We start from the raw sequence: 26,835 nt of genomic DNA on the forward strand, positions 1-26,835 counted from the left end.
CGGATAATCGGTGTTTCTCACCGGGAGGTTCTCCATGGTCGTGAATCCAGGGCAGTCCCGCGGTGGCCGCAAGGTCCTGGCGTTCGCGGCCGCGGCGGTGGTCGCGATCGGGTTGATCATCGGTTTGCGCGCGCTCACGAGCGACTCCGGCGAAGAGGCCGTGGAGGCGAAGTGCACCACCGGTGACGCGGTCAAGCTTCAGGTGTCGTCTTCGCCGGAGAAGGCGGGCGTGGTCGCCGAAATCGCCAAGGGCTACAGCGGCCGCACGGTGGCCGGACGCTGCGTCGACGTGCTCGTGCAGTCGAAATCGTCCGGTACCGCGATGCAGGCGCTGTCGCGCGGCTGGAACGAAGCCGTGGACGGCCCGCGCCCGGACGTCTGGACGCCCGCGGCGTCCGGCTGGGTGAACCTGTTGCGCCAGAACCTCACCGGCTCCGACCACCCCGCGCTGGTTCCCGAGGGCGACCCGGAATCGGTCGCGAACGCGCCGCTGGTCGTCGCGATGCCGAAACCGATGGCCGAGGCGCTCGGCTGGCCCGGCAAGGGCATCGGCTGGAAGGATCTCGCCGCGCTGGCCACGGATCCGCAGGGCTGGGCGAAGTACGGCCATCCGGAGTGGGGGAAGTTCCGGCTGGGCAAGACGAATCCGAACATCTCGACGTCCGGTCTCAACGCCACCATCGGCGCCTACTACGCGGCGACGGGCACGTCTTCGGACCTCACCGCGAACGCGCTCGCGAAGCCCGAGGCCCAGACGTTCGTGCGGAACGTCGAGCAGGCCATCGTCCACTACGGCGACAACACGCTGACGTTCCTGACGAACCTGCAGAAGGCCGACGACCGCGGCGCCGCGCTGTCGTACATCTCGGCGGTCACGGTCGAGGAGAACTCGCTCGTCGGTTACAACCAGGGCAATCCCACCAACGACCCGGCGAAACGCGGGCAGCACGCGCCGCCGAAGGTGCCGCTCGTGGGGATCTACCCGAGCGACGGCACCCTCAATTCCGATCACCCGTTCACCGTGCTGAACTGGGCCGACGACCTCCGCAAGCAGGTCGCGGCGGACTTTCTCGCGCATCTGCGCGGCGCCGAGGCGCAGCAGAAGTTCAGCGACATCGGCTTCCGCACGTTCGACGGCAAACCCGGCTCGCAGACCACGAAGCAGAACGGTGCCGAGCCGGATTCGAAGCTGAACCTCATCCGCCCGCCGAGCCCGCCGGTGCTGACCGAGGTGCTGAAGTCGTGGAAGGACCTGCGGAAGAAGGCGAACGTGCTGCTGGTCGTCGACGTCTCCGGGTCGATGGGCGACGGCGTCGACGGGACCGGGAAGAACAAGATGGATCTCGCGAAACAGGCGGCCGTGGCGTCGTTGCCGCAGTTCGGCGACGCGGACAAGGTCGGGCTGTGGATGTTCTCGACGAAACTCGACGGCGACAAGGATTACGTCGAGCTGCGGCCGGTATCGCCGATCGGCGGCGAGCCGGGCAGGCAGGAGCTGGCGACGCGGCTGAACGGGTTGACCCCGCAAAACGGGACGGGGCTTTACGATTCGTCGCTCGCCGCCTACGAATTCATGAAGCAGCGACTGGATCCGGACGCGATCAACGCCGTCGTCGTGCTCACCGACGGCCGGAACGAGGATCCCGGCGGGATCGATCTGCCGAACCTCGTCGGCCGGTTGCGGACGGAGGGCGGCGGTGAAGCGGTGCGGATGTTCACCATCGCCTACGGCTCCGACGCGGATTTGGGCATCCTCAAGGAGATCGCCGAGGCCACCCAGGGCGTCGGGTACGACTCGTCCAAACCGGACTCGATCGACCAGGTCTTCACCGCCGTGATCTCGAATTTCTGAGATCCTCGGATATGCGCTTCGTCCGTGAGCTAGCCGAACCGTGGGGACTGCTCCTCGCGGCGACGTCGGCGGGTGCGGCCTGGGCCGTGCAGCTGCCGGTGCTCGCCGCGCTCGGCGTCGGCGTGACCGTGCTGGCCGCCCGGGCAGGCGTCGCCGCCGCCACGCGGCCGAAACCCTTGCCAGATCCAGAAGAACGGCCGCTCCCGGACGTCGAGCCCGGTTCACCGGAGGCGGATTGGCTGCGGCGCGCCGAAGCCGCGGCCGACGGTTTCCGGTCGATTTCCGCTTCGCTCGACGCCGGACCGCTCGCCGACCGGGTGGCCGACATGGAACCGGTGGTGCGGGAAACCGTCGACACCCTCCGCCGCTTGGCCGCCCGCACGTCCGCCACCGCGAAGGCCTTGGCACGGGTGGACCTCGGCGCGGTGTCGGCCGAGAAAGCCCGGCTGCGAAAGGATCTCAAGGCCGCCGACGACGACATCCGCGGCGACCTGATCCAGTCGCTCGAAGCCGTGCAGGCACAGGAGGACGTGCACGCGCGGCTGTCGAGCGCGCAGCGGAAACTGCTGGCACAGCTGCGATCCGGCGCGCTCGGACTCGACGGACTGGTCGCCAGGGCGGCCGAACTGTCGGCCGCCACCGGGGATTCGCTGCTCGACACGACGACCATCGGCGAGCTGAGCGAACAGCTGGAAGGGATCCGGCGAGGTGTCGTGGAGACCGAGGAAGCGACGCGGCGCTCCCTCGGCTGACGTCACCGGCCGAATCGGACCGGCCCGAACACCGCGTGACCGGGCACTCCGGCCTTCGCCGTCCTCCCGGCCGCGGGCACGCCGAGCACCCACAGCCGCCCGGTCGCGGCGATGTTCGCGGCCAGCGACTGATCCGAACCACCGGCGGTGACGGTCACCTCGCGGCCGTCGGGCAAGACGGTCCGGCCCGTCACGGTGACCATGCCGAAGAAGTTGACCGACGCAGGCCCGGACACGACGGCGAGTTCGGTCCACCGCGGCTCGGGCAGCTTCCTGAGCAGCACCACGGCGACGATCGCGAGCCCGACGGCGCCCACCGCGAAGCCGTAGCCGGAAATCCACGTGGCCTCCACCAGGATGCCGTCCCGCCGCGGATAGTCCGCCGACGTCCAGAAGCCGAACGCGCTCGCGACGAACAGGATCACGACACTGATGAAGTAGTACGTCGAAAGCAATCGCCGCTGCGTCGCGAGTATCCGGCCCGGTGACACCGGCTCGAAGGCGAACGGGACCGAGCCCTTCACCGGAGCGTCGCGGAACGCTCCACGGCGCGGGACGATCACGCCCGGCAGCATGACGAACGGGCCGAGCACCCAGAGCCGTCGCTGTGCCGCGAGTTGCGTCCGGAGCGGGATCGGGAGCCGCACGACGAGCCACCGTCCGTCCAGCGGAACGCTCACCCGTGCACCCGCGACGACGGCGTCGTCCAGCCCGTTCACCAGGCGGAACGGCTTGTCGGTGAGCTTCCGCATCGAGGAGGATCCGGCAAGGGCGGAGTAGCCGAAATAGACCGAAGACGGTGTCATGAAGACCAGCAGGGCCAGGGGCGCGGCGATCCCGTGTCCCCCGGAGACCGCGAGCACAACGCCCAGCGCCGCGGTCAGTCCGGTCGCGATGGCCATCGTCCCGGTGGTGGCGGTGTTGCGGTCGAGCAGGGGAACCAGGACCGGCAGGTTCGTCGCCGGAATCCCTTCGGGTGGTTCGAGCACCCGGATTCTGTGGGCTTCCACCTGGTCAACCTATCGGGATGCGGTGAGACGTGATCCAGGCTACTTCCACTCGGTGGCCAGATCAGGTTAGGCTCACCTAACTAGGAGGTGAGCCGTGACCACACCGACGTCCATCCGCCGCCCGCCGGCGCCGAACCCCGCCGAACGCGCGAAGACGATCGCCACCCGCAACGGGCCGGCGACGCTGATGCCGACCGCGGAGCAGCGTGACCAGCCAGGACAGTGCGGCCGTGTCATCCCCGAGCTGCACCACGTGCACACGAGCGGCAGCGTCAGCATCCTGCTGCCGGACGAGCACCACCTGGTGAAACGCGCGCACGAGGCCCAGCGCGGCGAGCTCGCGGTGATGGTCGAATTGACCGATCAGGCACCGGTCGACCTGCGGGAACCCATCCGCGGGCTGCTGTGGATCACGGGCTGGCTCCGCCCGCTCTCGGAGGTTTCGGCGCGGGCCCGCGCGGTCTCCATCGCCGAGACCCGGCCGGACGAGCGCCTGCTGGACGTCGGACACGGCCTGACGCTGCTGCGGCTTACCCCGGCGTCGCTAGTGCTCGCCGACGCCGAAGGCACCCATTCGCTCCGGCCGCACATGTTCAGCGCCGCGCCCCCGGATCCGTTCCACGACTACGAGGCCGACTGGCTGCGGCATCTGGAGACCGACCACGCCGACGTCGTCCGGCAGCTCGCCAAACACGTGCCCGCCGAACTGCGCGGCGGGTGGATCCGGCCGCTCGGGCTGGATCGCTACGGGCTTCGGCTGCGGGTCGAGGCCGATTCAGGCGACCACGACGTCCGGCTCGCGTTCTCGCGTCCGGTCGAAGGGCCGCAGCAGTTGAGCAGCGAGATCCGCCGTCTCGTCGGCTGCCCCTACTTCCCGCAGGGTTAGGCCAGTTCCGCCGGGAATCCGCCCTTGGCGATCGGGCCCCACGACTCGATGGTGACGCGGATGATGCTCTTGCCCTGCTTGACCATCGCTTCGCGGTACTCGTCCCAGTCGGGGTGTTCGCCGGAGATCGCGCGGAAGTAGTCGACGAGCGGCTCGACCGAATCGGGCAGGTCGAGCACCTCGGCGGTGCCGTTCAGCTGGACCCACCGGTCGTTCCACTCGTCGGAGAGGACGCAAGCGGACACCTTCGGCTCTCGCCGGATGTTGACCACCTTCGCGCGCTTCGGGTACGTGGAGATGACCAGCCGGCCTTCTCCGTCGACTCCGCAGGTCACCGGGGAAAGCTGGGGGCCGCCGTCGGCCTTGGTGGTCATCAGGATGGCGCGGTGGCGGGTGGACAGGAAGTCGACGAGCGCGGCGCGGTCGACGGTTTCGTTGGTCGCGATGCTCCTTGGCATGCCCCGACGGTAACGTGCGGCCGATGAGCTGGCTGCGTCCCGAACGCCCGGCGCTGCCGGAATTCGTGGAAGATCCGGCGCGCCGCCGCGCGATCGTCATCGAACTGGTCGTCGTCTTCGGCATCACCCTCGGCCTGTCCGGGCTGCGCAGTCTGCTGTCCCTTGTGGACTCGCTGCTGCAGCCGGTGCCACTGGCACAGCAACAGGCCCAGCTGAACGTTCCCCAGGCGACGCTGAGCCTCGTCGATCTGCTCAAGCAGCTCCTGAGCGCCGGTCAGCTGGTCGGCTGGGGCGCGCTCGGGCTGTACCTGTTGTGGCGCGGCGGGATGAAGCTCGCGGAGATCGGCCTCGACAGACAGCGCCCCGGCCGCGACGTCGTCCACGGGCTGCTGCTCGCCGCGGTGATCGGGATTCCGGGGCTGGGCCTGTACTTCCTGTCCTACGGCCTCGGGTTCAGCCTGTCGGTGCAACCGTCCACTTTGGGCGAGACGTGGTGGCGTCCGATCACGCTGACGTTGTCGGCCTTCGGGAACGCGTTCGCCGAAGAAGTGCTCGTCGTCGCGTACCTGCTGACCCGGCTGCGGCAGCTCGGCTGGCGTGAGAACACCTCGCTGGTCGCGTCTTCGGTGCTTCGCGGGTCCTATCACCTGTATCAGGGCTTCGGCGGTTTCGTCGGCAATGTCGTGATGGGCCTGGTGTTCGGCAGGCTGTGGCAGAAGACGAACCGGCTGTGGCCGCTGATCGCCGCGCACACCGCGCTGGATTTCGTCTCCTTCGTCGGATACGCGCTGCTCAAAGGGCGAGTTTCCTGGCTTCCCTAGCTAGTGTGAAGCCGTGATTGACGAGACGACTCCACCCCGAGTTGACAGCGAAGTCGGCCCCCTGCGTGCGGTGCTGCTGCACAGGCCCGGCAACGAGCTCAAAAGGCTCACGCCTCGCAACAACGACCAGCTCCTGTTCGATTCCATCCCCTGGGTGGACCGCGCGCAGGAGGAGCACGACGCGTTCGCCGAGGTGCTGCGCGGCCGAGGTGTCGAGGTGCTGCTGCTGGCCGACGCGCTGCGCACGGCACTCGCCGACACCCGCGCCCACGCGGCCGGGGTGCACGCGGCGGTCGACGAGCGGCGGCTCGGGCCCGACCTTGCCGATTCGCTCCGTTCCCATCTGTCGAGCGTCGCGCCCGCGACCCTGGCCGAGGTCCTGATGGCGGGGATGACCTTCGAGGAGCTGCCCGCCGCCGAGGGCGCCTCGCTGGTCCGGCTGATGAACCACCCGAACGACTTCGCCGTCGATCCACTGCCGAACCTGCTGTTCACCCGTGACTCGTCGGCCTGGATCGGCGACCGCGTCGCGGTCTCCTCGCTGACCATGCCCGCCAGGGTCCGCGAGACCGCGGTGCTGGATCTCATCTACGCCTATCACCCGTGGTTCCGCCACGCGTCCCGCGCGTACGGCGCGCATTCGGCGCCGATCGAGGGCGGCGACGTCATGCTGCTCTCGCCGGGTGTCCTGGCCATCGGCGTCGGCGAGCGGACGACCGCGGCGGGTGCGGAGTCGCTGGCGCGGTCGGTCTTCGCCGACGGGATCGCGCACACCGTGCTCGCCGTCCCCATCCAGCAGACCCGCGCGACCATGCATCTGGACACCGTCTGCACGATGGTCGACGCCGACGCCGTCGTCATGTATCCGCTCTCCCGTGATTCACTGACCGCGTTCACGATGCGGCCGACCGATGACGGTTCCGTGAAGGTGGAGGGCCCGGCCCCATTCCTCACCGCGGCCGCCGAGGCAATGGGAATCGACCGGCTCCGCGTCATCGACACCGGGCTCGATCCGGTCACCGCGGAACGCGAGCAATGGGACGACGGGAACAACACCCTCGCCCTCGCGCCCGGCGTCGTCGTCGGGTACGAACGTAATGTGGAAACCAACGCGCGCTTGGTGGAAGCCGGTATCGAAGTACTGGCCATCACCGGCTCCGAGCTGGGCTCCGGCCGCGGCGGGCCGCGCTGCATGTCCTGCCCCATCCGGCGCGAAAGCATCTGACCGGAAATTAAGTAAGCCTTCCCTAATCGATTTCGAATGATTAGGGAAGGCTTACTTAATTGAGGTGAACCTATTATTGGGAATACTAACCTAATAGGGGGTAGATCACCAGATAAAAGTGGAAATCGAATAAGCACATGGCGTATCTTCGAACACATGGCCCTCCTCAAGAAGCAACCGCGCTCGAAGTTCTACGAACTGCTGCAGGCGCAGATCCACAACGAGTTCAACGCCTCCCAGCAGTACATCGCGCTGGCGGTCTGGTTCGACGCCGAGGACCTGCCGCAGCTCGCGAAGCATTTCTACAAGCAGTCCGTCGAGGAGCGGAACCACGCGATGGCGCTCGTCCAGTACATGCTGGACACCGACCACCACGTGGAGATCCCCGGCACCGGCGACGTGCGCAACGACTTCTCCGACGTCACCGAGCTGATCGAGCTCGCGCTGCAGCAGGAGAAGGACGTCGCGACCGACATCCAGCAGCTGGCCAAGGCCGCGCGCGCCGAAGAGGACTACATCGGCGAGCAGTTCACGCAGTGGTTCCTCAAGGAGCAGGTCGAGGAGATCTCCCAGATGTCCACGCTGCTCAACATCGTCAAGCGCGCGAACGGCAACCTGTTCGAGGTGGAGAACCACCTGCACCGTGAATCCGTCGGGGACGGCGGCGCCGACTCGGGGATGCCCCCGGTCGCGGGCGGCGCGCTCTGACGCACTGACCAACGCTCCCACCACGGGAAAACCCGGGCTCTCCCCCTTGGAGAAGCCCGGGTTTTCTTCGTCCCGTCAGCTGTACTGACAGCTCTGCTCGATCCGGGTCAGCAGGATGCCCAGGACCGACCCGTCGTTGCCCAGCGCGATCCGGTACGCGCTCACCGAACTGATCGGCGCGAAGTAGGCATTGCCGTTCTTGGTGCCACCGGGGTAGGCGGCGAGAATGTCCGCCTCGGTCGAACCGACCCCGATTCCCTCGGGGGTGTGCACCGCCCCGGAGGGGTTGATGACCGTGATCCCGTCGGCCTCGGTCAGTGACACCGAAGTCGGCCCGGGAACGGCGTCTCCCTCCACGTAACCGTAGACGCAGGCTTGCCGCCCATCCTTCGCGCGCAGCGGGCCGACGGCGGCTTCCGCCTCCGCCTCGCTCATCCCGAGCCGGAGCTTGCCGAAGCCGGCCGGGGACAGCAGCGCGCCGGTGGTCACCTTGCGCGGTGTCGGCGGGTTCGTGACGGTGATGCTCTTCGGCGGTTCGACCGGCCCGTCGGGGATCGTCGACGGCGGTGGCACGGACGCCGGGTGCGTCGACGCCGCCGGTGCGGAAACCGGCGGCACGGAACTCCCCGGCCCAGGCTGCGCGAGGCTCGACGAGGCCGCCCCCATGGTGAGCTGGTCGCCTCCGGGGAAGGCCGCGCCGTTGTCCTTGTCCTGGATCGTGAAAATCGTGACCCCGCCGGCCAGCAGCACCACCGCGGCGGCCATCCCGCTCGTCGTCTGCATCAGCTGGCGACGGCGACGGCGGCGGCGGGCGCCCGCGACGATCGTCTCGGGATTCAGCGTGGATCCCACGCTCAGCCGCTCATCAGAGAACAGGTCACGCAGCTTCCGCTGCACGTCCTCGTCGGACATGTTCATCCCGCTTCCCTCCCTTCGTCCTTGGGCTCGTTCAGGGCGAGCTTCGTGCGCAGCGACGCCATCGCCTTGCTCGCCTGGCTTTTGACGGTGCCCTGGCTGACCCCGAGCGAATCCGCGATCTCGGCTTCGGACAGGCCTTCGTAGTAACGCAGGACCATCACCGCGCGTTGCCGCGGCGGCAGCGCTCGTAACGCCTGCCACAGTGGTTCGTGCTCGAACGGGTCGGCCGGACTGTACGGCTGGGTGTCCGGCAGATCGGCGACCAGGCTCTCGCGTTTGGTCCGGCGCCAGCGGCTGATATGCGCGTTGGCCATCGAACGGCGGATGTAGGCCATCGGGTCGCCGGTCTTGTGCTGGACGTACGACCACCGGGAACCGATCTTCTCCAGCACGGTCTGGACCAGGTCGGCGGCGTCGTGCGGGTTTCCGGTGAGGGCGTGGCCGTACCTCAGCAGACCCGGGAGGCTGGTCCTCACGAAGTCGCCGAAGTCGACGAGTTCACCCGGCACGTCACTCCTCCGGCTCTCGCCGGCCCCCCAGACCTCCGCCCCCGGTACGACCGTCGCGGCAGCGGTCACCGTATCGCCTCCCCCCGGGGTCACCCGGCCAGGTTCGCCTGGCTCATCTCTCCCGAAACGCATGACGGCCCCCCACAGGTTGTCTCTTGCCGCGTACCAGTTCGAGGAGCGCCGGCTCAACGCCTCGACACCGAGTCGGGAATTCTGAACGTACCGTCCCCCTGAACAGGGAATTCGTGGACGGCCACCACGGCGTTACGCGGTATCGGCCCGTACACGTGGGGGAACTGGAGACCGGCCGGATGCGGCGGGTCGCCGTCCTCCCAGACGACGGGCGCGCTGACGAGCGCCGGGTCGATTTCCAGCAGCAGCAGATCGGTGCGGCCGGGGAACACGGCGTTGGCCGGGATATGCGCCGTTCCCGGGTCCGAACAGTGGATGAAGCCGTCGGAGGCGAGCGACGCGGCGGTGTAGACGCCGCCTTCGGGCACCGCGGACCAGTCGGCCTCGGGGCAGATATGGAGGATCACTCGCCCATCCTCGCGCATTTCGTCCTCTGGACGCGGAGCCCGCATGCAGAGGACGAAATGCGCGGGAGGAGGTCAGCGGATGGTGAGCTGGCGGCCGATCAGGCCGTCGCGCGAGCGCCGTTCGGCGGCGTTGAGCGGCTCGGTGTCGAGCGACTTCAGCGCGGCCTCGAGGCGGACGCCGAGCTGGTCCTTCGCGTCGGCCCACTCGCGGGCGTGGGCCTCGGGGTCGAGGTCCCACACCGGGACGAGCAGCCCGTGCGCGCGGAACGAACCGGCGTAGCGGGAGCCCTCGCCGAGGCCCAGCTCGCCGGCCGCGGACAGCCGCGCAAGCGCTTGCAGCAGCAGGTTCTCCGGTTCCGGGCGGACCCAGCGCAGGTGCGCCTTCTCGCCGGCGAGCACCCAGTACGCGCCCGCGCCGAGGCGTTCGGTCGGCATGATCGCCGCGTTCGCCCGCTCGAGCGAGAGTGCGACATCGCCGCTCGCGTCGGCGTCTTCGGGGAGCCACCAGGCGAAGTCGTTGTAGAGCGTGACGTCGAGTTCGGCGTTCACGTCGAGCAGGTCCTGGAGACGGGCCTTCTCGTCGGCGGTGGGCGGCGTCGTGGTGTCCGGCACGGACAGCACGTCACCCTCCTTGGCGTCCAGGACCCACTGCAGCGCGCGGCCGAGGTCGCGGCTGATGTCCGAGGACCGGGTCTGCACCTGCATCCCGACGTAGCGCTCGCCGTCGGACCGGACGAACGCGGCCGCCGCCATCGGCAGCACCGTGCCGAGGGTGACCTTCTCGCCGGAGCCCAGCGTGAGCGCCGCCGTCGCCGACGGGACGAACTCGCGCAGCGCGATCAGCTCGGTCTCCGCCGCGAGCCCCTCGAAGGGCTGGCCGACGAAGACGTCGCGCACCTTCGGCTTGCGATCCGAGGTCGTCTTGGGACCCTTCTTGCGCGAACCCTTGCCCACGTCAGCCTCCTCAAAGCTCGGTTCGGAACGCTATCGCGGGAAGGCGCGCGTCTCGTAAGGCCCCCGGGGTTGGTGACGAGACGGCGCGGACGAACACCCGGCAGACCACCGGATCGACCGGATCGGTGGGTTTCAGCGGCCATCCGGGTACCACGGAAACCGGACTGAAAACGGTTGTCATCATCCGGACGATCGAATCGCGGGTGATCAGCCTGCCGTTTCCCCCGCACCGCACCGAATACTCGATCACGGCGCCATCCCGGCGCCGCAGTGCGGAGAAGGGATCACAGATGAGCACCTCGAAGCGCCGGGCCGCCTTGGCCGCGGTTCCCGTGGCACTCGGACTGATGCTGGCCGGGCCCGCGGCGGGCACGGCTTCGGCCGCGCCGGAGTCCGGCAGCGCGGACCAGGCCCGCCATTGCCTGCTGCTGTGCGGCGGCCATCACCACGGGCACCACCACCACGGCCTGCACCTGCACCTGGGGCTTTGGCTGCATCTGTAGCTCACCGCCGCGCCGGGGCGACCGCCCCGGCGCGGGTTACAGTCGGCACGTGTTCGACCTCGCCGACCCGGCCTTCCTCGCGAATCCGTACCCGTATTTCGCCGACCTCCGCGAGCGCGGCGAAGTCCACCGGCACGACGGCCTCGGTGTCGCCGTGGCGGTGTCGCACGCGGCGTCGGCCGCCGTCCTGCGGCATCGCGGACTCGGCCGGATCTGGCAGGACGCGCTGCCGGTGGAGCGGTTCGCGTCGTTCAACCTGCTGCACCGCAACTCGCTGCTGGAGAACGAGCCGCCCGCCCACACTCGGCTGCGACGGGTGATCGCGGGCGCGTTCGGGCGGGGGCACGTCCAGCGGCTGCGGCCGATGGTCGCCGAACTCGCCGACGGCATGGTCGCCCGCCTCGCCGCCGAGATCGCCGAAACCGGCTCGGCCGACCTGCTGACGCATCTCGCGCAGCCGCTGCCGGTCGCGGTCATCGCGGAACTCCTCGGCGTCCCGGTCGAGGACGGACCGCGCATGGTCACCCTCTCGAACCACATCGTGAAGATGTACGAATACGGGCTCGCCGAGGAGAAGCGCGACGCCGCCGAAGCCGCGTCGGCGGAGTTCGTCGACTACCTGCGTGGCGTCGCGAAGCAACGCGCGAACTCCCCCGGCGACGACATCGTCAGCGATCTCCTGCGCAGTGAGCTCACCGAAGACGAACTGGTCGCGACCGCCGTCCTGCTCCTGATGGCCGGGCACGAGGCGACGGTGAACGTCATCGGGAACGGCGTCAACGCGCTGCTGACCCACCGCGACCAGTGGGAGCGGCTGGTGGCCTCCCCGGACCTGCTGGACCCGTGCGTCGAGGAGCTGATCCGCTTCGACGCACCGCTCCAGCTCTTCGAGCGGACGGCGACCGTGGACGTCGAGATCGCCGGGTTCCGGGTGGCCGAAGGCGAGAAGATCGGCGCGCTCCTCGGCGCCGCGGCACGGGACCCGAAGGTCTTCGACCGGCCGGACACCCTGGACATCGGCCGTACGCCGAACGCGCACCTCGGCTTCGGCATGGGCATCCACTACTGCGTCGGCGCCCCGCTCGCGCGCGTGGAGATCGCGGCCGCGCTGAGCTCCCTCGCCTCGAAGCTGCCGGGACTGGAACTCGCCGAGACCCCGGAGCGGCGGCCCGAATTCGTGATCCGGGGGCTGCGCTCGCTCCGGGTCACCACCGGCTAGGGGTACTTGACGACCACTTCGTAGAGCGCGGCGTTGGGCGTCGCGACCTCCGCGGCACGTTCGGTCGACGCCTGGAACACCTGGTTCTTCCCGGCCGCCTCCCAGGCTTCCTTGCTGTCGTAATGCGTGACGTTGACCAGCTGGAAGCGTGAATCCGGCAGCAGGGCCCGGTGGAGTTTGGCGTCGCGGAAACCGGGCGCGTCCCGCATCAGGTTCGCGCGCTCCCGCCACGTCTCGACGAACTCGTCCACGCGGTCCGCGGGGATCTCGAAGACATTGATGAAGGTGACGCCGTCGTCGCTCATGATCAGCAGTCTGGAACCTCCAGCGAGCTGGAGGTCAACGGTGACCTGGCTCACTCCGGCAGCCGGGGCGGCAGCAAAGGTCCCTTGCTCTCTTTCCGCAGGTCAGCGTGCGGCTTTGGGGTAAAGAGTGAAGTGGGAAACGTGCACCGGCTTGATGTGCTCGAAATGCCGGCGGTCGACCGTCGCCACCTCGACCGTCTTCAACCGTTCCGCCGTGGCCACGACCGCGGCGTCGGCCAGGCCGAGCGGCCAATCAGAGTACTGGCGCATCAGCACGGCCATCCGCCGGAAATCGTCGTCCATGGGGTGGTAGACAGCGAACTGCGGCGAGCGCATGAGTCCTTCGATGAACGCCGCTTCGGCTTCACCGCCGAGGTACTTCTCCAGGTAGTGACATACCTCGGTCAACACCAACGACGGCACCAACAGATCACGCGTGGCCGCGGTCTCCAGCCAGGACACCACCGCCTGATGGTGATCGTCTTTTCGGCTGACCATGGCGATGAGCGGGCCGGCGTCCACCACCATCGGGCGCGCCATCGGATCACTTGGTGCGTCTCAGGCGACATCTTGGCCGCGCACCACGGCCTTCACGTTCTCGGACGCGTCCGCGGGAAGATCGAACATCCCCAAGAAGGACGGCGGCGAATACGGCGTCGACGGTTCGTCCGTGGCCGAGTCAGGCCTGCGGATTCCATGAGCGGTGAGGCCTGTTTTCCCGGCCGGTGAAACTCGGCCCGTGACGGGCCTGGTGATCCTCTTCGTCCTGGCGGCGGACGGTTTGTACAGACCGAACACAGCAGACCTCGCCCGGCCGGTCTCCCCGGCGGGCAGATCACACTCCTGCTGCTCGCTGCTCATACCTCCATGTTACAGACCGATCCGCTCCCAACGGGGTGCGGAGATCCGCATTCAAACGTTCAGTGGACGAGTTGCGTCAGCGCACTGAAGAGGCCGGGCGCTCCCGCCGGTCCGGATCCGGAGCCCCGTCCACCTTCAGCACGCGAAGCAGCCGAAGGCGCTTCTCCGCCACAGGCGCGAGCAAGCCGGACATACGCTTCACGAGCAGCGCCGTCACCACCGCGAGCCCGGCCGCGGCCAGGTCGGTCAGCGCGACCAGGACGACCCCGTCGGCCAGTGCCTGGACGCCGTCACGGAACCGCCAGACGATGACGAGCCCGAGCAGCACCCAGTTGAGCGCCCAGACGCCCCACCAGATCAGCACGAGCCGCGACGGCTTCGGCCGGGTTTCCCGCGTCCGGCGCAGGACGGCGTGTTCGAGTTCGGCGACCACCGGCAGCACCATGATCAGGTTCACCACCGGCACCAGTACGAACACCAGGACGTGCCACAGCCGCCTCGGCGGCACCTCGCCGCATCTGTCCGCGGCGGCGTGCCTGGCCACGAGCAGCCACCACACGGTGAGCCCCGACGGCAGCAGCGAAAGGATCGTCGTGAGCAGGCCGGCGGTGATCACGAAACTGTCGGAGACGGAGACGACGGACGTCGACAACGCGGAGTCGCGGCTCTGCACGAGCAGGACGTAGCGCCAGATTTCGGCGGCGGAGGCGACGACCGCGAGCGCGGCGAAGGTCCACAGCACGGGCAGGAGGCTGCGCGTGATCACCCGCAGCCGTTCCCCCGCGGTGACCTCGCCGGAAGCCGTCCCGGGGACCGCGGTCGACCGCCGCCAGACCAGATTCGGGAATCCCCATCGCGGCGGGACCGGATAGGACGGCGGACCGGCGTAGCGTTCGGCCACGGGTTCGCGCCGCTGCGGCAAGGCACCGGGCGGCGGCGACGCGACCCAGCGGACGCGATGCCGCGCCGGCTGCCGCATCGGCGTGGGGCGCACCGGCGGCACCGGCGCTCTCGGCGGGTAGTGGCCTGGCTGCACGGGTTACAGCACTTCGGGATCGACGCCGGGATGCTCGCCGACCATCGGGCGTCCCTCCTGCTTCCAGGAACCCATCCCGCCGGCGACGTTCACCGCGTCCCAGCCGCTCGCGTTGAGCCACGCGGCGGCGCGCGCGGACCGGCCGCCGCTGCGGCAGATCACGTAGACGGGCTGGTCGTCGGGCAGGTCGTCGAGTTCGCCGACGCGAGCGGGCAGCTCACCCATCGGGATGTGCTTGGCACCCGGGGCATGCCCGGCGGCCCACTCGTCGTCCTCACGGACGTCGAGCAGCGCGACACCGTCCTTCGGCAGGTCACGGACGGCGACGGTCGGGATGTCAGCAGGGCTCACCACACTCCCATCCTCGCATCCCGTCCCGTTGCGCGCGCGTGAAGAGGCACTCAGTGCCGGACGGCCTTTTCCGCCCCGGCACCGGTGAGCGAGCGGACCTCCATCTCGGCGTACTTCTTCTGGTTGTGCTCCTTGGACAGCACGGTGCCGAGCCAGCCGAGGAAGAACGCGACCGGGATCGAGACGATGCCCGGGTTGTCCAGCGGGAACCAGTGGAAGTCGACGCCCTGGATCATCGAGGCGCTCTTCCCGGTCTTCGGGTCGACGGGCTTCCCCGAGACCGCCGGCGAGAACACGATCAGGACGACGCACACGCTCAGCCCGCCGTAGATGCTCCACAGCGCGCCCTGGGTGTTGAACCGCTTCCAGAACAGCGAGTACAGGATCGTCGGCAGGTTCGCCGACGCCGCCACCGCGAACGCGAGCGCCACCAGGAACGCCACGTTCTGGTTCTTCGCGAGGATCCCGCCGACGATCGCGACGGCCCCGATCACCAGCGCGGTGATCCGCGCGACACGGACCTCGCTGTCCGGGGCGGTCTTGCCCTTCTTGATCACGTTGGCGTAGACGTCGTGCGCGAACGACGCCGACGCCGTGATCGTCAGGCCCGCGACCACCGCGAGGATCGTCGCGAACGCCACCGCCGCGATGAACCCGAGCAGGATCGGGCCGCCCAGCTCGAGCGCCAGCAGCGGGGCCGCCGAGTTGGTCGTCCCCGGCGCCTTCGCGATCACGTCCGGGCCGACGAGCGCACCCGCGCCGTAGCCGAGCACCAGCGTGAACAGATAGAAGACACCGATCAGCGCGATCGCCCACACCACCGAACGGCGCGCGTCCTTCGCGGTCGGCACCGTGTAGAAACGCATGAGCACGTGCGGGAGGCCCGCGGTACCGAGCACCAGCGCGATGCCCAGCGACAGGAAGTCGAGCTTCGTCGTGCCGGTCTTGCCGTACTGCTTGCCCGGCCCGAGCAGCGCTTCCCCTGTCTGCCCGCCCTTGTCGACGGCGGCCTGGAAGAGGCTGGACAGGTTGAAGCCGTACTTCCCCAGCACCCACAGCGTCATGGCGAACGTGCCCGCGATGAGCAGGACGGCCTTGATGATCTGGACCCAGGTGGTGCCCTTCATCCCGCCGATCAGCACGTACAGGATCATGATCACGCCGACGACGGCGATCACCAGGTCCTGGCCGAGATTCCCTTCGATGCCGAGCAGCAGGTTCACCAGGCCGCCCGCCCCCGCCATCTGCGCGAGCAGGTAGAAGAACGAGACGGCGAGCGTGGAGATCGCGGCCGCCGCGCGGACCGGGCGCTGCTTCATCCGGAACGCCAGCACGTCGCCCATGGTGAACTTGCCGGTGTTGCGCAGCAGTTCCGCGACCAGCAGCAACGCCACCAGCCAGGCGACGAGGAAACCGATCGAGTAGAGGAAACCGTCGTAACCGTTGATCGCGATCGCACCGGCGATACCCAGGAACGACGCCGCGGACAGGTAGTCACCCGAGATCGCGACGCCATTCTGCGGACCGGTGAACGCGCGGCCCGCCGCGTAGTAGTCCGACGCGGTCTTCGTATTCCGGCTCGCCCGGAAAACGATCACGAGCGTGATCGCGACGAAGATCGCGAAAATGGTGATGTTGAGCGCCGGATTGCTGCCCTGTACGCCCGCTGCCAGCGTATTCACCGTTCGGCCCCTTCGACCTCGTGCCGGATCTTGTCGGCGAGCGGATCGAGTTTCCGGTTCGCGTACCGGACGTAGAGGCCGGTGATCACGAAGGTGGACACGAACTGCAGCAGGCCGAAGACCAGGCCGACGGTGATGTTGCCGAAGAGCTTGGTGCTCATGAACCCGGTCGCGTAGTCGGCGACGAGCACGTAGAGCAGATACCAGAGGAGGAACAGGGCCGAGATCGGGAAACCGAATACCCGCAGCCGTCGCCGCAGCTCGACGAATTCCGGGCTCGCCTGCACCTTTTCCCAGTCGGATTCCGGATCGGACCCGAGACCTTGATCGGTATCGCTCACGTCGGACCTCCCGTCTACGCGACCATTCGATGACTTCGTTGTCACGAAAGATCATGCCCCTCTTAGGGCGTGAGAGGAGCAATCCATTTGAGTGAACGGTACGACTGTGCGTAGAGGTTCGCGACTCGAAAGAGTGAATTACTTCCGGTGGCGGCCTTTACCGGTTGACCGAGGCTTCTCGATCTTCTCCGCCTTTTCTTCGGCCTGCCCGAACCGGGCGACCGCACGATCCCGCATGAACCCGAGCGGATCGGGCGCGTGCAACCGCAGCATCACACCGTGGACGTCGTCCGGCCGCCCGTATCCGGTCGCGCGGCTCACCACATAGGTGGTCAGGAACGCCGCCGGCACGGTGATCAGCGCGGGCTGGTTCGCGAACCACGGCGCCCAGCCGCCGGTGTACTTGCTGACGATGTTGACCACCAGCGCGGTCAGCACCAGCCCGCCGCCGACGAGCATCCCGGCCAGCGCGCCGGGCCAGCTGAGCTTGCGCCACCAGACCCCGAGCAACAGCAGCGGGCTGAACGTCGACGCGGCCAGCGCGAACGACATCCCGACCGAAAGCGAGAGGTCCTCCGACGGCAGCAGGACCGCCAGGGCGAACGGGATGATCGCCACGATCGCCGTCGCCACCCGGAAATCGCGGACGCGACCGGGCAGGACGTCGGTGGACACGACCCCGGCGACACTCACCAGCAGCCCGGACGAACTGGACAGGAACGCCGCGAAGGCACCGGCCGCAGTCACCGCGCCCAGGATCTGGCCCCACAGGCCGGGGAGAACGGCGGACGGCAACAGGAGGATGGCGGCGTCGGTCTTCCCGGTCACCAGCAGTTCCGGGACGTACATCCGGGACAGCGCGCCCAGCAGCGTCGGGAACAGGTAGAACAACCCGAGCAGCAGCAGGACGTGCACCGTCGTGCGGCGTGCGGCCTTGCCGTCGGGGTTGGTGTAGAAGCGGACCAGGACGTGCGGCAGGCCCATGGTGCCGAGGAAGGTCGCGAGGATCAGCGAATAGACCTGCAGCAGATCGGTGAGGCCGCCCGAACCAGGGCGGAGCCAGTCGCTGTTGGAGGCGGGCGCTTCACTGACCACCGGGACCGGCGTGCCCGCGGTGAACTTCAGCGTCGTGCCCTTGGTGACCTTGTGCGCGGCTTCCGGGGCCCACACCGCGAAACCGTTGGCCCGCGCGCCTTCCACCTGGCCGTACGCCTCCAGCACGGTCACCGTGGTGACCTTCAGCGTGACGTCGGTCTGCACCGTGACGGTGGTGTTCTCGGTGAACGTCGGCGGAGCGGGCTGTCCCAGCGGGCGCGCGCTGCCCGGCCCGCCGGAGCCGAGGAACACGATGCACAGGATGAACGCAGGCACCGCGATGGCGAACAGCTTCAGCCAGTACTGGAAGGCCTGGACGACGGTGATGGCACGCATGCCGCCCGCGATCACGTTGAAGCCGACCACACAGGTCACCAGGATCGCGCCCGCCCACGCCGGCACCGGCAGGATGGTCGCCAGTGTCAGCCCGGCACCCTGCAACTGCGGGACCATGTAGAGGATCCCGATGAACACCACGAACGCCGTCGAGAAGCGGCGCAGCATCGTCGATCCCAGCCGCATCTCGACGAAGTCCGGCAGCGTGTAGGCGCCGGACCGCCGCAGCGGCGCGGCGACGAACAGCATCAGCGCGAGATAGCCGGCCGTGAAGCCGATCGGGAACCACAGGGCGTCCGCGCCGTCCTTGAGCACGATGCCGGCGACGCCCATGAACGACGCGGCGGACAGGTACTCGCCGGAGATCGCGGCCGCGTTGCGCCGGGACCGCACGGTGCGCCGGGCGACGAGGAAATCGTGCGTGCTGACGGCCGACCTCGAGGAGCGATGTCCGAGGTAGAAGGTCAGGACCGCCACCAGCACGATGCCGGCGATGGCCCACGAATTCAGCTGCACGGTGTGGATCCTCGCATGTGCAGCTCCGCAATCAGTTCTCGATCATGTCGACGAAGTCGCGCTCGTGCCGTTCGGCTAGCCGGTTGTACCAAAGACCGATGCCGAACAGGAACGGGAAAGGCGCCACACCGAGGATCAGCCAGGGCACCGGGATGCCCACGACGGTCACCCGGCCGAAGGACGGGATCAGATAGAACAGCACCGGAAGCGAACACAGCGTGACCATCACCAGCAGCGCCAGCAGCGAGGCCGTCCGCAGCTGGATCTTCACCAGATCCCGGACCAGGAGTTTTCCCCAGCTGGTCTGTTCTTCGAGTTCGACCCTGGCTCGCAGGGTGCTGGTGGCCTGCCGCGGATCGGCGAGGATCACCCGCTGTCGCTTGGGTTTCGCGTGATGTTCGGGTTTGGCCTGCTCGTGCTTCGGCCCGGACGGCGCGCCGGGAACGGGTTCGACGGCGGCGCCCTCGGGCACCGCCGGTTTCCTGCTCTTGCCGAGCGTCGGGTCCGGTTCGCGGACGCCGTTGACGCGGCGGTAGAAGTCGTCGGTCACGTCGACCGGTTGGCGCCGACCAGCCTGTCCTTGAGGGCGCGCGTGTGGCGGCGGCTCACCGGCAGCACCTTCTCCTCGTTACCGATCACGACCTGATAGCCGCCCTGCCCCATGCGCAGTTCGGTGATCAGCGGCAGCGAGACCAGGAACGACCGGTGGATGCGGACGAAACCCGCCTTCTCCCAGCGTTCTTCGAGCTGAGCGAGCGGGATGCGGACCAGATGGCTGCCGTCGGTGGTGAACAACCGGGCGTAGTCGCCCTGCGCCTCGACCCAGCGGACCGAAGACCGCGGGATGAGCTTCGTGGTGCCCGCGAGCTCGACGGGGATGACCTCGTCGTCGTTCTTGACCTGTCCCAGTCCGCCTTCCTGGCCGAACTTCGGCGCGGCGTTGGCGGCGAGTTTGTCCATCACGCGCGTGACTGCGCGATCGAGACGATCCTGCTGGTACGGCTTGAGCACGTAGTCGAGCGCGCCGAGGTCGAAGGCGTTGACGGCCTCTTCCGCGTGCCCGGTCACGAACACCAGCGCCGGCGACGGGCGCAGCGCGGCGAACACCCGCGACATCTCCATGCCGGACAGACCGGGCATGTCGATGTCGGCGAACACCGCGTCCACGATCGGCAGCCCGCGGGCCTTGCGGTCGGCCAGCCGCGGGTCGTCCGCGGACAGCAGACGCAGCGCCTCCGAAGCGTCGATCGCCGGATAGACGAGGGCGACGTGCGGGCTGTTGCGGAGACAATGGACGAGTTCGTCTAGCCCTTTGGGCTCATCGTCCACCGCCAGGACGATGAGCTTCCGGGTGTCATCGTGAGCACTCACAGTGAGACGCATCCTGCCCATTGCCGCGTGCCTTGTCCAGCCCGCTTCACGAAAGTCGAACGAAAAGGACGGCACCGGCACCCCCGCGCCTGGGGTGACCGGTGCCGTCATCTTTTCCGGTGACACGAACCGCCTCGCCGTGCCACATCTATCCCTTCACGGCGTGAAGGTGAACCAGTTGACGCTCACGAAATCGGCGGGCTGGCCGCTCGTGAAGGTCAGGTAGACGTCGTGTCTTCCGGTGACGCCGCTGATATTCGCCGGGATGGTCCGCCAGCTCTGCCAGCCGCCGGTGTTGGCGACGGCGAAGCTGCCGACGGGCGGATTGGACCGGCTGCCGAGCCGGACTTCGACGAGACCGCTCACGCCGCCCGCCGCTCCGGACGCGACGCGCGCCTGGAACTGCCTGCCCGTTTGCGTCCCGAAGTCGATGCCCGGATACAACGCCCAGTCACCGTTGCCCGCGGGCCCGATGTTCTGGCCACCCCCGGAATCGGAGGTGGCCTGTTTGACGATCCCGGCTGCCTGGCCGTACGACTCGGCCTGGATCGTGCCGTACGCGCTGCCGCCACCCGGGTTCCCCGTGGTGGTCGTGGGCGTGGTGGGGGTCGTGCCGCCGCCGCGGGTCAGGACGGTGACGTAGTCGACGAGCATCGGGTGTCCCGGCACGATTCCCGGCCCCGGTGTGGTGGTGCCGGAGTTGTTGTTCGGGAACGCGCCGCCGATGGCGACGTTCAGCAGGACGAAGTAGCCCGCGTGGTTCGTCATGTTGGCCCACGTCGTGGCGTCGACCTGGTTCTGGCTGACGGAATGGAACTGCTGCCCGTCGACCAGCCAGCGGAACACGTTGGGGCTGACGCTGGTGTCCCATTCGAAGGTGTAGGTGTGGAACGCGCTCTGACAGCTCGCGCCGGGGCAGGTGCGGCTGCCGACCAGTCCGGTGGTCTCGTTGCACGGGCCGCCGGGGTTGACGCCGCAGTGCAGCACACCCCAGACCGTGTTGATCCCGTTGACGTTCTCCATGATGTCGAACTCGCCGACGGCGGGCCAGTTCCAGTAGTTGCCGCGGTACGGCGAGCCCAGCGCCCAGAACGCGGGCCAGTAGCCGAGCGCCGCGGCGCCGGTGACGTTCGGCATCTGGATCCGGCCTTCGATCCGCAGCGCGCCACCCGCCGGCGGTTTGAAGTTCGTGCGCTGCGTCTCGATCCGCGCCGACGTCCAGTTGCCCGCACCGTCACGCAGCGGCGTGATCCGCAGGTTCCCGGAGCCGTCCTGGGCGAGGTTCGCGGGGTTCGCCGTGTAGTTCTGGATCTCGCCGGTGCCCCAGTTGCCCGGGCCGCCGGGGTAGCCGTGGCCGGTGTCGACGATCCAGTTCGCGCTCGACGGGAGCGACCCCGCGGCGCCGGTGAAGTCGTCGGTGAACACGGTGGTCCAGCCGGACGGCGGGGGCGGGACGGCGGCGGATGCGGGCAGGGTGAGCGGGACGGTGATCAGAGCCGCGCCGGCGGTGGCGGCGAGCGCGATCTTCCAACGGGAACGATTAACGGACATCGGACCTCCTCGTCAACGCTGTCGAGGTTTGTTGCCGTTCACAACAAAGCGGTATGTCCGATATGAGACCTGGTCTGAACCACTTCCGCCTACCACCGTTCGGGTGAATCCGATCTGCACTGAACGCGAAGAACGGCCCGATCCACGAGGACCGGGCCGTTCTTCGCACGCGGGTCAGAGGCCGAAGCGGCTCCAGGTGGCCTTCGACTGCACGGCGTCGAGCAGCGCGCTCGCCGCGGCGGGGGCGCCGATGCCCAGCCGAGCCAGCAGCGGCTTCTTCGGTTCGGCGATCGCGATCTCGGCGTCCGGGTACCGCTCGGAGATCACCTGTCGGAGGCTGCCGACGCCGTCGATCAGGCCCAGCTCGACCGCGCGGGCACCCAGCCAGACGTCCCCGGTGAAGAGGTCTTCGGAACCGGAAAGCCGGTCGCCCCGGCGTTCGGTGACCCAGTCGACGAACAGCTCGTGGAGCTGTCCGTGCATCTTCTTCAGCCACTCGACGTCTTCCGGCTTCTCCGGGCTGAACGGGTCGAGCCGGGACTTGTTCGCCCCCGCGGTGTGCAGCCGCCGCTCGATGCCGAACCGCTCCAGGAGACCGGTGAACCCGAACCCGCCGCTGATCACGCCGATGGAGCCGACCATCGACGTCCGGTGCGCGTAGATCTCGTCGGCGGCGCAGGCCAGCCAATAACCGCCGGACGCGGCGACGTCTTCGGCGAAGGCCAGGACCGGCACGTTCTTCTCGTCGGCGAGCTGGCGGATCCGCTCGGCGACCAGGCCCGACTGCGTCGGCGCGCCACCCGGCGAGTTGATCTGCAGCGCGACGGCCTTCAGCCGCTCGTGCCCGAACGCGCGCGTCAGCGCCGATTCGACGGCGGCGAGGTTGATCGACCCTCTGGCCAGCGGCGACGGGGTCGGCGTGATCACCCCGTGCAGCTTCACCACGGCGACGACGTCCTTGCGTTCACCCCGATCGCCGATCATCGGGAGACGGGAGGTCAGCTTGTCCGCAACGCTCATACCGCCAGGCTACCGACGTTTTACCGACATTCACGACGGCAGCACGCCGCTGCGCGAACCGCTCACCCCGCTGGACTCGTTCGGGCCGCCCTGAGGCGGGACGGTCGCGCTGTCGGCGGAGAAGTCCGGCAGATTCGGCCGCACGCCGGGCATGAACTTCGGCACCCGCAGGGTCACCTTCATACCGGCGCCGGGCGCCGTCTCGACCATGAGCGCGTAGTCGCGGCCGAACACCTGCTGCATCCGCTGGTTGATGTTGCCGAGGCCGACGTGCGCGCCCGTGCGGTGCTGGCTGCGGAGGTCCGCGAGCTTCGCGGGCTCCATGCCGATGCCGTCGTCCTCGACACTGATCAGCGCTTCGGCGCCGTAGTCCTCGGCGATCACCGTGACGCAGCCGCCGGACGGCTTGGACGCGAGGCCGTGTTTGACGGCGTTCTCCACCAGCGGCTGGATGATCAGGAACGGCACGACCACCGAAAGCACCTCGGGCGCGATCTTCATCCGCACTTCGAGCCGTCCGCCGAAGCGGGCGTTCTCGATGGTCAGGTACCGGTCGATGTTCCGCAGTTCCTCGGCGAGCGAGGTGAACATGCCCGACGTCCGGAACGAGTAGCGCGTGAAGTCCGCGAAGTCCTGAAGCAGCTCTCGCGCTTCCTCCGGATCCGTCCGGATCAGTGACGAGATGGTGTTGAGCGCGTTGTAGACGAAGTGCGGCGAGATCTGCGCGCGCAGTGCCTTGATCTCCGCCTGCTGGAGCTGGTTCTTCGATTCGTCCAGGCGCGCCAGCTCGAACTGGGTGCAGACGAACTGCGCGACGGCGTCGGCCATCTGCACCAGCCGCCCGCGCGTGCGCCCGACGACCAGCAGCGCGGCCTCGGTCTCACCCTCGACGATCAGCGGCACGATCACCGCCGTCCGCATCCGGCAGGTGCCGCGATGGTTGCACGGCATCTTGTCGTGCGCGACGACCTCGCGCCGGTGCTTGCGGATCGCGTTGCCGATGGCTTCGACGAGGTCGACGTAGTGGTCGTTGGCCTCGCCGTCCCACGACAGCAGCGTGCCTTCGCTGTCGGTGATGCCGACCGCGACGCAGTCGAGCATCTCCAGCAGCTGACTGGTGATCTTGTCGGCGACCTGCTCGTCGAGCCCCTCGCGAAGATCCGGTGTCGCCTTCGACATCCGGTGGACGGCCTGCAGCACCGCGTTCTCCACGATGCTCGCGGGACGCCTCAGCTTGATCAGGAGGACGACGACGAGGATCGCGAGCAGCAGCGCCACACCCCAAGGGATGATCTGCGCGATCTCGAGCCCGGACACGGCGTCCATGCTCTGCGCTCGACCAACCGGGTGCAAGGCCTGCTCCCCACTTTCCGTTGAGTTGTGACAACTGAGGGTGGGGCCGACCCTACCCAAGACCCGGGCGCCGTCCCCATGGTCACTCCCCGTCGCGCCGGGAAGACTGTACGCAGGCAATCGCTTCCGGGGGAGGAACACCATGCGCGGATCGGGGAAACTCGCGGCGGGGGTGCTGGCGGGGGTCCTGCTGGCGAGCGGGACGGCGGCCGCGGCCGGGGATCCGGTACGCGCGGCCGTCGGCGATCTCGTCGGTGAAGGGGGATTCCCGGGAGCGGTCGTCCAGGTCCGGACCGGTGAGGCGGTCTCGCGCTTCGGCGCCGGATACGCGAACCAGGCCACGCGCGAACCCGCGGGGCCGCACCACCGGTTCCGGATCGCCAGCAACACCAAGGCGTTCGTCGCCACGGTGGTGCTGCAACTGGCGGGCGAAGGCTCGCTGTCCCTCGACGATCCGGTGGAGCGATGGCTGCCCGGTGTCGTACGCGGACCGGGCTACGAACCAGAGAAGATCACGCCGCGCATGCTGCTGAACCACACCTCGGGCCTGCACGACCCGCTGGATCCGCGTTTCTTCGACCCGTACCTCGTCCACGGGAACCGGGCACACGTCATCACGCCGTCGGAGGTGATCCGGCGGTCGCTCGCCGACCCGCCCTCGTTCGCGCCGGGCACCGGCGTGAAGTACTCGAACACCGGATATCTGGTGCTGGGCAAGATGATCGAGAAGATCACCCGCAACGACGTCCGCGAGGAGATCCAGCGCCGGATCCTCGGTCCGCTCGGCCTCGGACGGACGTATTTCCCGCTGTGGTCGCCGTTCCTGCGCGGCCCGCATCTGCACGGGTACGACATGCGCGGTGAAGACATGACGGTGTTCAGCCCGTCGTACGACTGGACCGCGGGCGCGATGGTGTCGACCGTCGACGACGTCGCGACGTTCCACCGCGCGTTGCTGGCAGGACGGCTCCTGGCGCCCGCGCAACAGGCCGAACTCAAGCGGCTCGTGCCGAACGAGGACGGTGGCGCCTACGGAGCGGGGATCGAGACGCTCGACGTGAAATGCGGGGACGTCACGAAGACGTTCTGGGGCAACACCGGTGCCGGCCCGGGATTCTTCAGCGTCTCGATGAGCACCGCGGACGGCTCGAAACAGATCGTGCTGGCGCTGAACGTGTACGACCTCGCCGCGGACGTGCACGGCGGGCAGCGGGTGCCGAAGATCCCGGCGCCCGCGATCGAAGCCGCCCTCTGCTGACCTCGTGAGTCACTTGAGCAGGCGCGACATCCGCCGGTCGGCCAAGGGTTTCCCACCGGTCTGGCAGGTCGGGCAGTACTGGAAGGACTTGTCCGCGAACGAGATCTCGCGGATCGTGTCGCCGCAGACCGGACACGGCAGTCCGGTCCTGGCGTGCACCTGCAGCCCGGACCGCTTCTCCCCCTTGAGCCGGGCCGCGGACTGGCCGACAGAGCGCGTCACCGCACTGGTCAGCACTTCGCTGATGGCTTCGAAGAGCCCGTCGAGCGCGCCTTCGGACAGCTTTCCGGTGGTGGCGTAAGGAGAAAGCTTCGCCCTGTGCATGATCTCGTCGGAGTAGGCGTTGCCGATCCCGGCGATCAGCGACTGATCGGTGAGCGACGTCTTCAGCCGTTCGGTGCGCCCGGCGAACAACTTCTCGAGCCCCGTGCGGTCCAGCGAAAGCGCGTCCGGCCCCAGGCGCGCGATACTCGCGACCTCCTTCTCCGGATCGCGCACGATCCAGACCGCCAGCCCCTTCTTGGTCCCGGCCTCCGTGAGATCGAAGCCCGGACCGGCGGCGGCGTCGAGGTGGACACGCAGCGAGATCGGTCCCTTGCCCGGTTTGAGCGGTGCCGGGGCCAACGCGTCGGACCAGCGCAGCCAGCCCGCCCGCGCCAGATGGACGACCAGGTGGAGATCACCGGCGACGAGATCGAGGTGCTTGCCGAACCGGCCGGCACCGGTGACCTCGCGGCCGTGCAGCTCCGTCCACGGCGGGGTCGCCGTCTTCAGCACGCTGAGAGACGCCACGTCGACACGGAAGACCGTCTTGCCCACCGCGTGTTCACGCAGGTGGTGAGCGAGCGCTTCGACCTCGGGTAACTCGGGCATGGCCCCAGTCTCGCGCGTTCAGGCCGCCGCGACTACTCCACCGGGTGCAAGGGGCCGTCGAAATCCGGCAGCGAGTGCTTCTGGATGGTCTTCGAGATCTTCGAGACCTCGCCACGCACGGTGAACATGCCGCGGATGGTGCCCACCCAGCGCTCCGAAGGCCGGTCGCCCGCCAGATCGCCCTCGGTCTCGGCGACCACGGTCCACGGGCGGCGCAGGATCCAGCGCAGCGGGAAGAACAACGCGACCAGCAGGAGCGCCAGCGGAACCCAGGACGGGATTCTCACGTCGGCGGGCGTCCACATGATGAGCACGATCGCGAGCAGCGCCGTCACGGCGATCATCGCGATACCCGGGCCGTAGCTGCCCGCCACATCGTGCTCGAAATCGTCCGCTGTCGCGGGAGCACGCCATTCCATCTGGGCTCGGACCACCCAGTCACGGCCGTCCTCGCCGTGCACCAGCCGGTTCATTCAGTCGCCTCCCGCGCGGCCGCTCGCTCGTCGTGAGCGAGCTCCACCGTACCGTGACG

The 26,835-nt window shown here is 68.5% G+C and carries 30 protein-coding genes; 9 read left to right on the forward strand and 21 right to left on the reverse strand.

Translation table 11 applies throughout. The features are described 5' to 3' along the window. The first annotated feature begins 34 nt into the window (after nucleotides 1-34). Both CVV72_RS28350 and CVV72_RS28355 read left to right on the forward strand, forming a co-directional pair. Entirely contained in the window at nucleotides 35-1,852 is a 1,818-nt protein-coding gene (locus tag CVV72_RS28350) for a substrate-binding and VWA domain-containing protein (protein ID WP_219146647.1), read from the forward strand. Between the two features lie 11 nt (nucleotides 1,853-1,863). Further along, nucleotides 1,864-2,604, forward strand: a complete 741-nt coding sequence (locus CVV72_RS28355) for a hypothetical protein (RefSeq protein WP_219146648.1) — start codon at nucleotides 1,864-1,866, stop codon at nucleotides 2,602-2,604. A gap of 2 nt (nucleotides 2,605-2,606) precedes the next feature. Here CVV72_RS28355 and CVV72_RS28360 read toward each other — a convergent pair whose 3' ends face one another. Then, nucleotides 2,607-3,614 (reverse strand): hypothetical protein, encoded by a 1,008-nt coding sequence (locus CVV72_RS28360; protein ID WP_219146650.1) that lies wholly within the window; start codon nucleotides 3,612-3,614, stop codon nucleotides 2,607-2,609. 94 nt (nucleotides 3,615-3,708) lie between these two features. Between CVV72_RS28360 and CVV72_RS28365 the strand changes: the two genes are divergently transcribed. Then, entirely contained in the window at nucleotides 3,709-4,500 is a 792-nt protein-coding gene (locus CVV72_RS28365; protein WP_219146652.1) for a DUF2470 domain-containing protein, read from the forward strand. Here CVV72_RS28365 and CVV72_RS28370 read toward each other — a convergent pair. After that, nucleotides 4,497-4,958 carry a PPOX class F420-dependent oxidoreductase gene (locus CVV72_RS28370; protein ID WP_219146654.1) on the reverse strand — a complete coding sequence of 154 codons (462 nt, stop codon included), beginning with the start codon at nucleotides 4,956-4,958 and terminating at the stop codon, nucleotides 4,497-4,499. The genes CVV72_RS28365 and CVV72_RS28370 overlap by 4 nt on opposite strands. 23 nt (nucleotides 4,959-4,981) lie before the next feature. Between CVV72_RS28370 and CVV72_RS28375 the strand changes: the two genes are divergently transcribed. The 3 genes from CVV72_RS28375 (at nucleotide 4,982) to CVV72_RS28385 (ending at nucleotide 7,712) form a co-directional block, all read left to right on the forward strand. Further along, nucleotides 4,982-5,779: a CPBP family intramembrane glutamic endopeptidase gene (locus tag CVV72_RS28375; RefSeq protein ID WP_219146656.1), complete on the forward strand. Its 798-nt coding sequence runs from the start codon at nucleotides 4,982-4,984 to the stop codon at nucleotides 5,777-5,779. A 13-nt stretch (nucleotides 5,780-5,792) separates the two neighbouring features. After that, the gene (locus CVV72_RS28380; RefSeq protein WP_219146658.1) at nucleotides 5,793-7,004 is read left to right on the forward strand and encodes an arginine deiminase; all 1,212 of its coding nucleotides are present in this window, start codon (nucleotides 5,793-5,795) and stop codon (nucleotides 7,002-7,004) included. Nucleotides 7,005-7,160: 156 nt separating this feature from the next. Next, complete coding sequence (locus CVV72_RS28385; protein WP_034309611.1) at nucleotides 7,161-7,712, forward strand: ferritin; 552 nt, start codon at nucleotides 7,161-7,163, stop codon at nucleotides 7,710-7,712. A 75-nt stretch (nucleotides 7,713-7,787) separates the two neighbouring features. On the opposite strand, the gene CVV72_RS28390 is transcribed toward CVV72_RS28385, so the two are convergent. From CVV72_RS28390 to CVV72_RS28405, 4 genes are all read right to left on the reverse strand, one after another. Then, nucleotides 7,788-8,630: a hypothetical protein gene (locus CVV72_RS28390; RefSeq protein WP_219146659.1), complete on the reverse strand. Its 843-nt coding sequence runs from the start codon at nucleotides 8,628-8,630 to the stop codon at nucleotides 7,788-7,790. Beyond that, complete coding sequence (locus CVV72_RS28395; RefSeq protein WP_219146660.1) at nucleotides 8,627-9,139, reverse strand: SigE family RNA polymerase sigma factor; 513 nt, start codon at nucleotides 9,137-9,139, stop codon at nucleotides 8,627-8,629. The genes CVV72_RS28390 and CVV72_RS28395 overlap by 4 nt, the downstream gene beginning before the upstream one ends. A 185-nt stretch (nucleotides 9,140-9,324) precedes the next feature. Beyond that, the gene (locus CVV72_RS28400) at nucleotides 9,325-9,678 is read right to left on the reverse strand and encodes a DUF952 domain-containing protein (protein ID WP_219146661.1); all 354 of its coding nucleotides are present in this window, start codon (nucleotides 9,676-9,678) and stop codon (nucleotides 9,325-9,327) included. Nucleotides 9,679-9,750: 72 nt separating this feature from the next. Further along, on the reverse strand, nucleotides 9,751-10,632 hold the full coding sequence (locus tag CVV72_RS28405) for a DUF5926 family protein (RefSeq protein WP_219146662.1): 882 nt from the start codon (nucleotides 10,630-10,632) through the stop codon (nucleotides 9,751-9,753). A gap of 290 nt (nucleotides 10,633-10,922) precedes the next feature. On the opposite strand from CVV72_RS28405, the gene CVV72_RS28410 reads away from it, so the two are divergent. Next, on the forward strand, nucleotides 10,923-11,135 hold the full coding sequence (locus tag CVV72_RS28410; protein ID WP_219146663.1) for a hypothetical protein: 213 nt from the start codon (nucleotides 10,923-10,925) through the stop codon (nucleotides 11,133-11,135). A 49-nt stretch (nucleotides 11,136-11,184) separates the two neighbouring features. After that, the gene (locus CVV72_RS28415; protein WP_219146665.1) at nucleotides 11,185-12,354 is read left to right on the forward strand and encodes a cytochrome P450; all 1,170 of its coding nucleotides are present in this window, start codon (nucleotides 11,185-11,187) and stop codon (nucleotides 12,352-12,354) included. Here the strand turns inward: CVV72_RS28415 and CVV72_RS28420 are convergent. From CVV72_RS28420 to CVV72_RS28480, 13 genes are all read right to left on the reverse strand, one after another. Next, the gene (locus CVV72_RS28420; protein ID WP_255632294.1) at nucleotides 12,351-12,659 is read right to left on the reverse strand and encodes an antibiotic biosynthesis monooxygenase; all 309 of its coding nucleotides are present in this window, start codon (nucleotides 12,657-12,659) and stop codon (nucleotides 12,351-12,353) included. The genes CVV72_RS28415 and CVV72_RS28420 overlap by 4 nt on opposite strands. A 102-nt stretch (nucleotides 12,660-12,761) precedes the next feature. Further along, the gene (locus tag CVV72_RS28425; protein ID WP_219146667.1) at nucleotides 12,762-13,187 is read right to left on the reverse strand and encodes a type II toxin-antitoxin system VapC family toxin; all 426 of its coding nucleotides are present in this window, start codon (nucleotides 13,185-13,187) and stop codon (nucleotides 12,762-12,764) included. A gap of 30 nt (nucleotides 13,188-13,217) precedes the next feature. Then, complete coding sequence (locus CVV72_RS28430) at nucleotides 13,218-13,520, reverse strand: hypothetical protein (protein WP_219146669.1); 303 nt, start codon at nucleotides 13,518-13,520, stop codon at nucleotides 13,218-13,220. Between the two features lie 76 nt (nucleotides 13,521-13,596). Next, complete coding sequence (locus CVV72_RS28435; protein WP_219146671.1) at nucleotides 13,597-14,523, reverse strand: DUF4328 domain-containing protein; 927 nt, start codon at nucleotides 14,521-14,523, stop codon at nucleotides 13,597-13,599. Between the two features lie 36 nt (nucleotides 14,524-14,559). Then, nucleotides 14,560-14,910 (reverse strand): rhodanese-like domain-containing protein, encoded by a 351-nt coding sequence (locus CVV72_RS28440; protein WP_219146673.1) that lies wholly within the window; start codon nucleotides 14,908-14,910, stop codon nucleotides 14,560-14,562. Nucleotides 14,911-14,957: 47 nt separating this feature from the next. Continuing rightward, nucleotides 14,958-16,589 carry a cation acetate symporter gene (locus CVV72_RS28445; RefSeq protein WP_219146675.1) on the reverse strand — a complete coding sequence of 544 codons (1,632 nt, stop codon included), beginning with the start codon at nucleotides 16,587-16,589 and terminating at the stop codon, nucleotides 14,958-14,960. Continuing rightward, complete coding sequence (locus CVV72_RS28450; RefSeq protein ID WP_219146677.1) at nucleotides 16,586-16,930, reverse strand: DUF485 domain-containing protein; 345 nt, start codon at nucleotides 16,928-16,930, stop codon at nucleotides 16,586-16,588. Before CVV72_RS28450 ends, CVV72_RS28445 begins: the two co-directional genes overlap by 4 nt. Nucleotides 16,931-17,068: 138 nt before the next feature. Continuing rightward, complete coding sequence (locus CVV72_RS28455; RefSeq protein ID WP_219146679.1) at nucleotides 17,069-18,877, reverse strand: cation acetate symporter; 1,809 nt, start codon at nucleotides 18,875-18,877, stop codon at nucleotides 17,069-17,071. A gap of 31 nt (nucleotides 18,878-18,908) precedes the next feature. Then, entirely contained in the window at nucleotides 18,909-19,427 is a 519-nt protein-coding gene (locus CVV72_RS28460) for a QueT transporter family protein (protein ID WP_034309573.1), read from the reverse strand. Then, entirely contained in the window at nucleotides 19,424-20,260 is an 837-nt protein-coding gene (locus CVV72_RS28465) for a LytTR family DNA-binding domain-containing protein (RefSeq protein ID WP_219146681.1), read from the reverse strand. Before CVV72_RS28465 ends, CVV72_RS28460 begins: the two co-directional genes overlap by 4 nt. A gap of 144 nt (nucleotides 20,261-20,404) precedes the next feature. Further along, nucleotides 20,405-21,799 carry a glycoside hydrolase family 16 protein gene (locus CVV72_RS28470; protein WP_219146683.1) on the reverse strand — a complete coding sequence of 465 codons (1,395 nt, stop codon included), beginning with the start codon at nucleotides 21,797-21,799 and terminating at the stop codon, nucleotides 20,405-20,407. A 174-nt stretch (nucleotides 21,800-21,973) separates the two neighbouring features. Further along, nucleotides 21,974-22,819 (reverse strand): S49 family peptidase, encoded by an 846-nt coding sequence (locus CVV72_RS28475; protein ID WP_219146685.1) that lies wholly within the window; start codon nucleotides 22,817-22,819, stop codon nucleotides 21,974-21,976. A 30-nt stretch (nucleotides 22,820-22,849) separates the two neighbouring features. Then, entirely contained in the window at nucleotides 22,850-24,145 is a 1,296-nt protein-coding gene (locus CVV72_RS28480) for a histidine kinase (protein ID WP_219146687.1), read from the reverse strand. A 169-nt stretch (nucleotides 24,146-24,314) separates the two neighbouring features. Here CVV72_RS28480 and CVV72_RS28485 point away from each other — a divergent pair, with 169 nt between their 5' ends. Further along, on the forward strand, nucleotides 24,315-25,430 hold the full coding sequence (locus CVV72_RS28485) for a serine hydrolase (RefSeq protein ID WP_219146689.1): 1,116 nt from the start codon (nucleotides 24,315-24,317) through the stop codon (nucleotides 25,428-25,430). A 9-nt stretch (nucleotides 25,431-25,439) separates the two neighbouring features. Here CVV72_RS28485 and CVV72_RS28490 read toward each other — a convergent pair whose 3' ends face one another. Together CVV72_RS28490 and CVV72_RS28495 are read right to left on the reverse strand one after the other, a co-directional pair. Continuing rightward, the gene (locus CVV72_RS28490) at nucleotides 25,440-26,303 is read right to left on the reverse strand and encodes an Fpg/Nei family DNA glycosylase (protein ID WP_219146691.1); all 864 of its coding nucleotides are present in this window, start codon (nucleotides 26,301-26,303) and stop codon (nucleotides 25,440-25,442) included. 32 nt (nucleotides 26,304-26,335) lie between these two features. Beyond that, entirely contained in the window at nucleotides 26,336-26,776 is a 441-nt protein-coding gene (locus CVV72_RS28495) for a DUF983 domain-containing protein (protein ID WP_126732525.1), read from the reverse strand. Nucleotides 26,777-26,835 lie beyond the last annotated feature (59 nt).

The sequence above is a fragment of the Amycolatopsis sp. TNS106 genome (assembly GCF_019330265.1).
In the GTDB taxonomy this organism is placed as follows: domain Bacteria; phylum Actinomycetota; class Actinomycetes; order Mycobacteriales; family Pseudonocardiaceae; genus Amycolatopsis; species Amycolatopsis lurida.

Excerpts from the sequence above, each read along its gene's own strand:
- CVV72_RS28350 (WP_219146647.1), top strand. The coding sequence starts at position 35 with ATGGTCGTGAATCCAGGGCAGTCCCGCGGTGGCCGCAAGGTCCTGGCG.
- CVV72_RS28355 (WP_219146648.1), top strand. The coding sequence starts at position 1,864 with ATGCGCTTCGTCCGTGAGCTAGCCGAACCGTGGGGACTGCTCCTCGCG.
- CVV72_RS28370 (WP_219146654.1), bottom strand. The coding sequence starts at position 4,958 with ATGCCAAGGAGCATCGCGACCAACGAAACCGTCGACCGCGCCGCGCTC.
- CVV72_RS28375 (WP_219146656.1), top strand. The coding sequence starts at position 4,982 with ATGAGCTGGCTGCGTCCCGAACGCCCGGCGCTGCCGGAATTCGTGGAA.
- CVV72_RS28385 (WP_034309611.1), top strand. The coding sequence starts at position 7,161 with ATGGCCCTCCTCAAGAAGCAACCGCGCTCGAAGTTCTACGAACTGCTG.
- CVV72_RS28390 (WP_219146659.1), bottom strand. The coding sequence starts at position 8,630 with ATGAACATGTCCGACGAGGACGTGCAGCGGAAGCTGCGTGACCTGTTC.
- CVV72_RS28410 (WP_219146663.1), top strand. The coding sequence starts at position 10,923 with ATGAGCACCTCGAAGCGCCGGGCCGCCTTGGCCGCGGTTCCCGTGGCA.
- CVV72_RS28420 (WP_255632294.1), bottom strand. The coding sequence starts at position 12,659 with ATGAGCGACGACGGCGTCACCTTCATCAATGTCTTCGAGATCCCCGCG.
- CVV72_RS28425 (WP_219146667.1), bottom strand. The coding sequence starts at position 13,187 with ATGGTGGTGGACGCCGGCCCGCTCATCGCCATGGTCAGCCGAAAAGAC.
- CVV72_RS28430 (WP_219146669.1), bottom strand. The coding sequence starts at position 13,520 with ATGAGCAGCGAGCAGCAGGAGTGTGATCTGCCCGCCGGGGAGACCGGC.
- CVV72_RS28465 (WP_219146681.1), bottom strand. The coding sequence starts at position 20,260 with ATGCGTCTCACTGTGAGTGCTCACGATGACACCCGGAAGCTCATCGTC.
- CVV72_RS28470 (WP_219146683.1), bottom strand. The coding sequence starts at position 21,799 with ATGTCCGTTAATCGTTCCCGTTGGAAGATCGCGCTCGCCGCCACCGCC.
- CVV72_RS28475 (WP_219146685.1), bottom strand. The coding sequence starts at position 22,819 with ATGAGCGTTGCGGACAAGCTGACCTCCCGTCTCCCGATGATCGGCGAT.
- CVV72_RS28480 (WP_219146687.1), bottom strand. The coding sequence starts at position 24,145 with ATGGACGCCGTGTCCGGGCTCGAGATCGCGCAGATCATCCCTTGGGGT.
- CVV72_RS28485 (WP_219146689.1), top strand. The coding sequence starts at position 24,315 with ATGCGCGGATCGGGGAAACTCGCGGCGGGGGTGCTGGCGGGGGTCCTG.
- CVV72_RS28490 (WP_219146691.1), bottom strand. The coding sequence starts at position 26,303 with ATGCCCGAGTTACCCGAGGTCGAAGCGCTCGCTCACCACCTGCGTGAA.
- CVV72_RS28495 (WP_126732525.1), bottom strand. The coding sequence starts at position 26,776 with ATGAACCGGCTGGTGCACGGCGAGGACGGCCGTGACTGGGTGGTCCGA.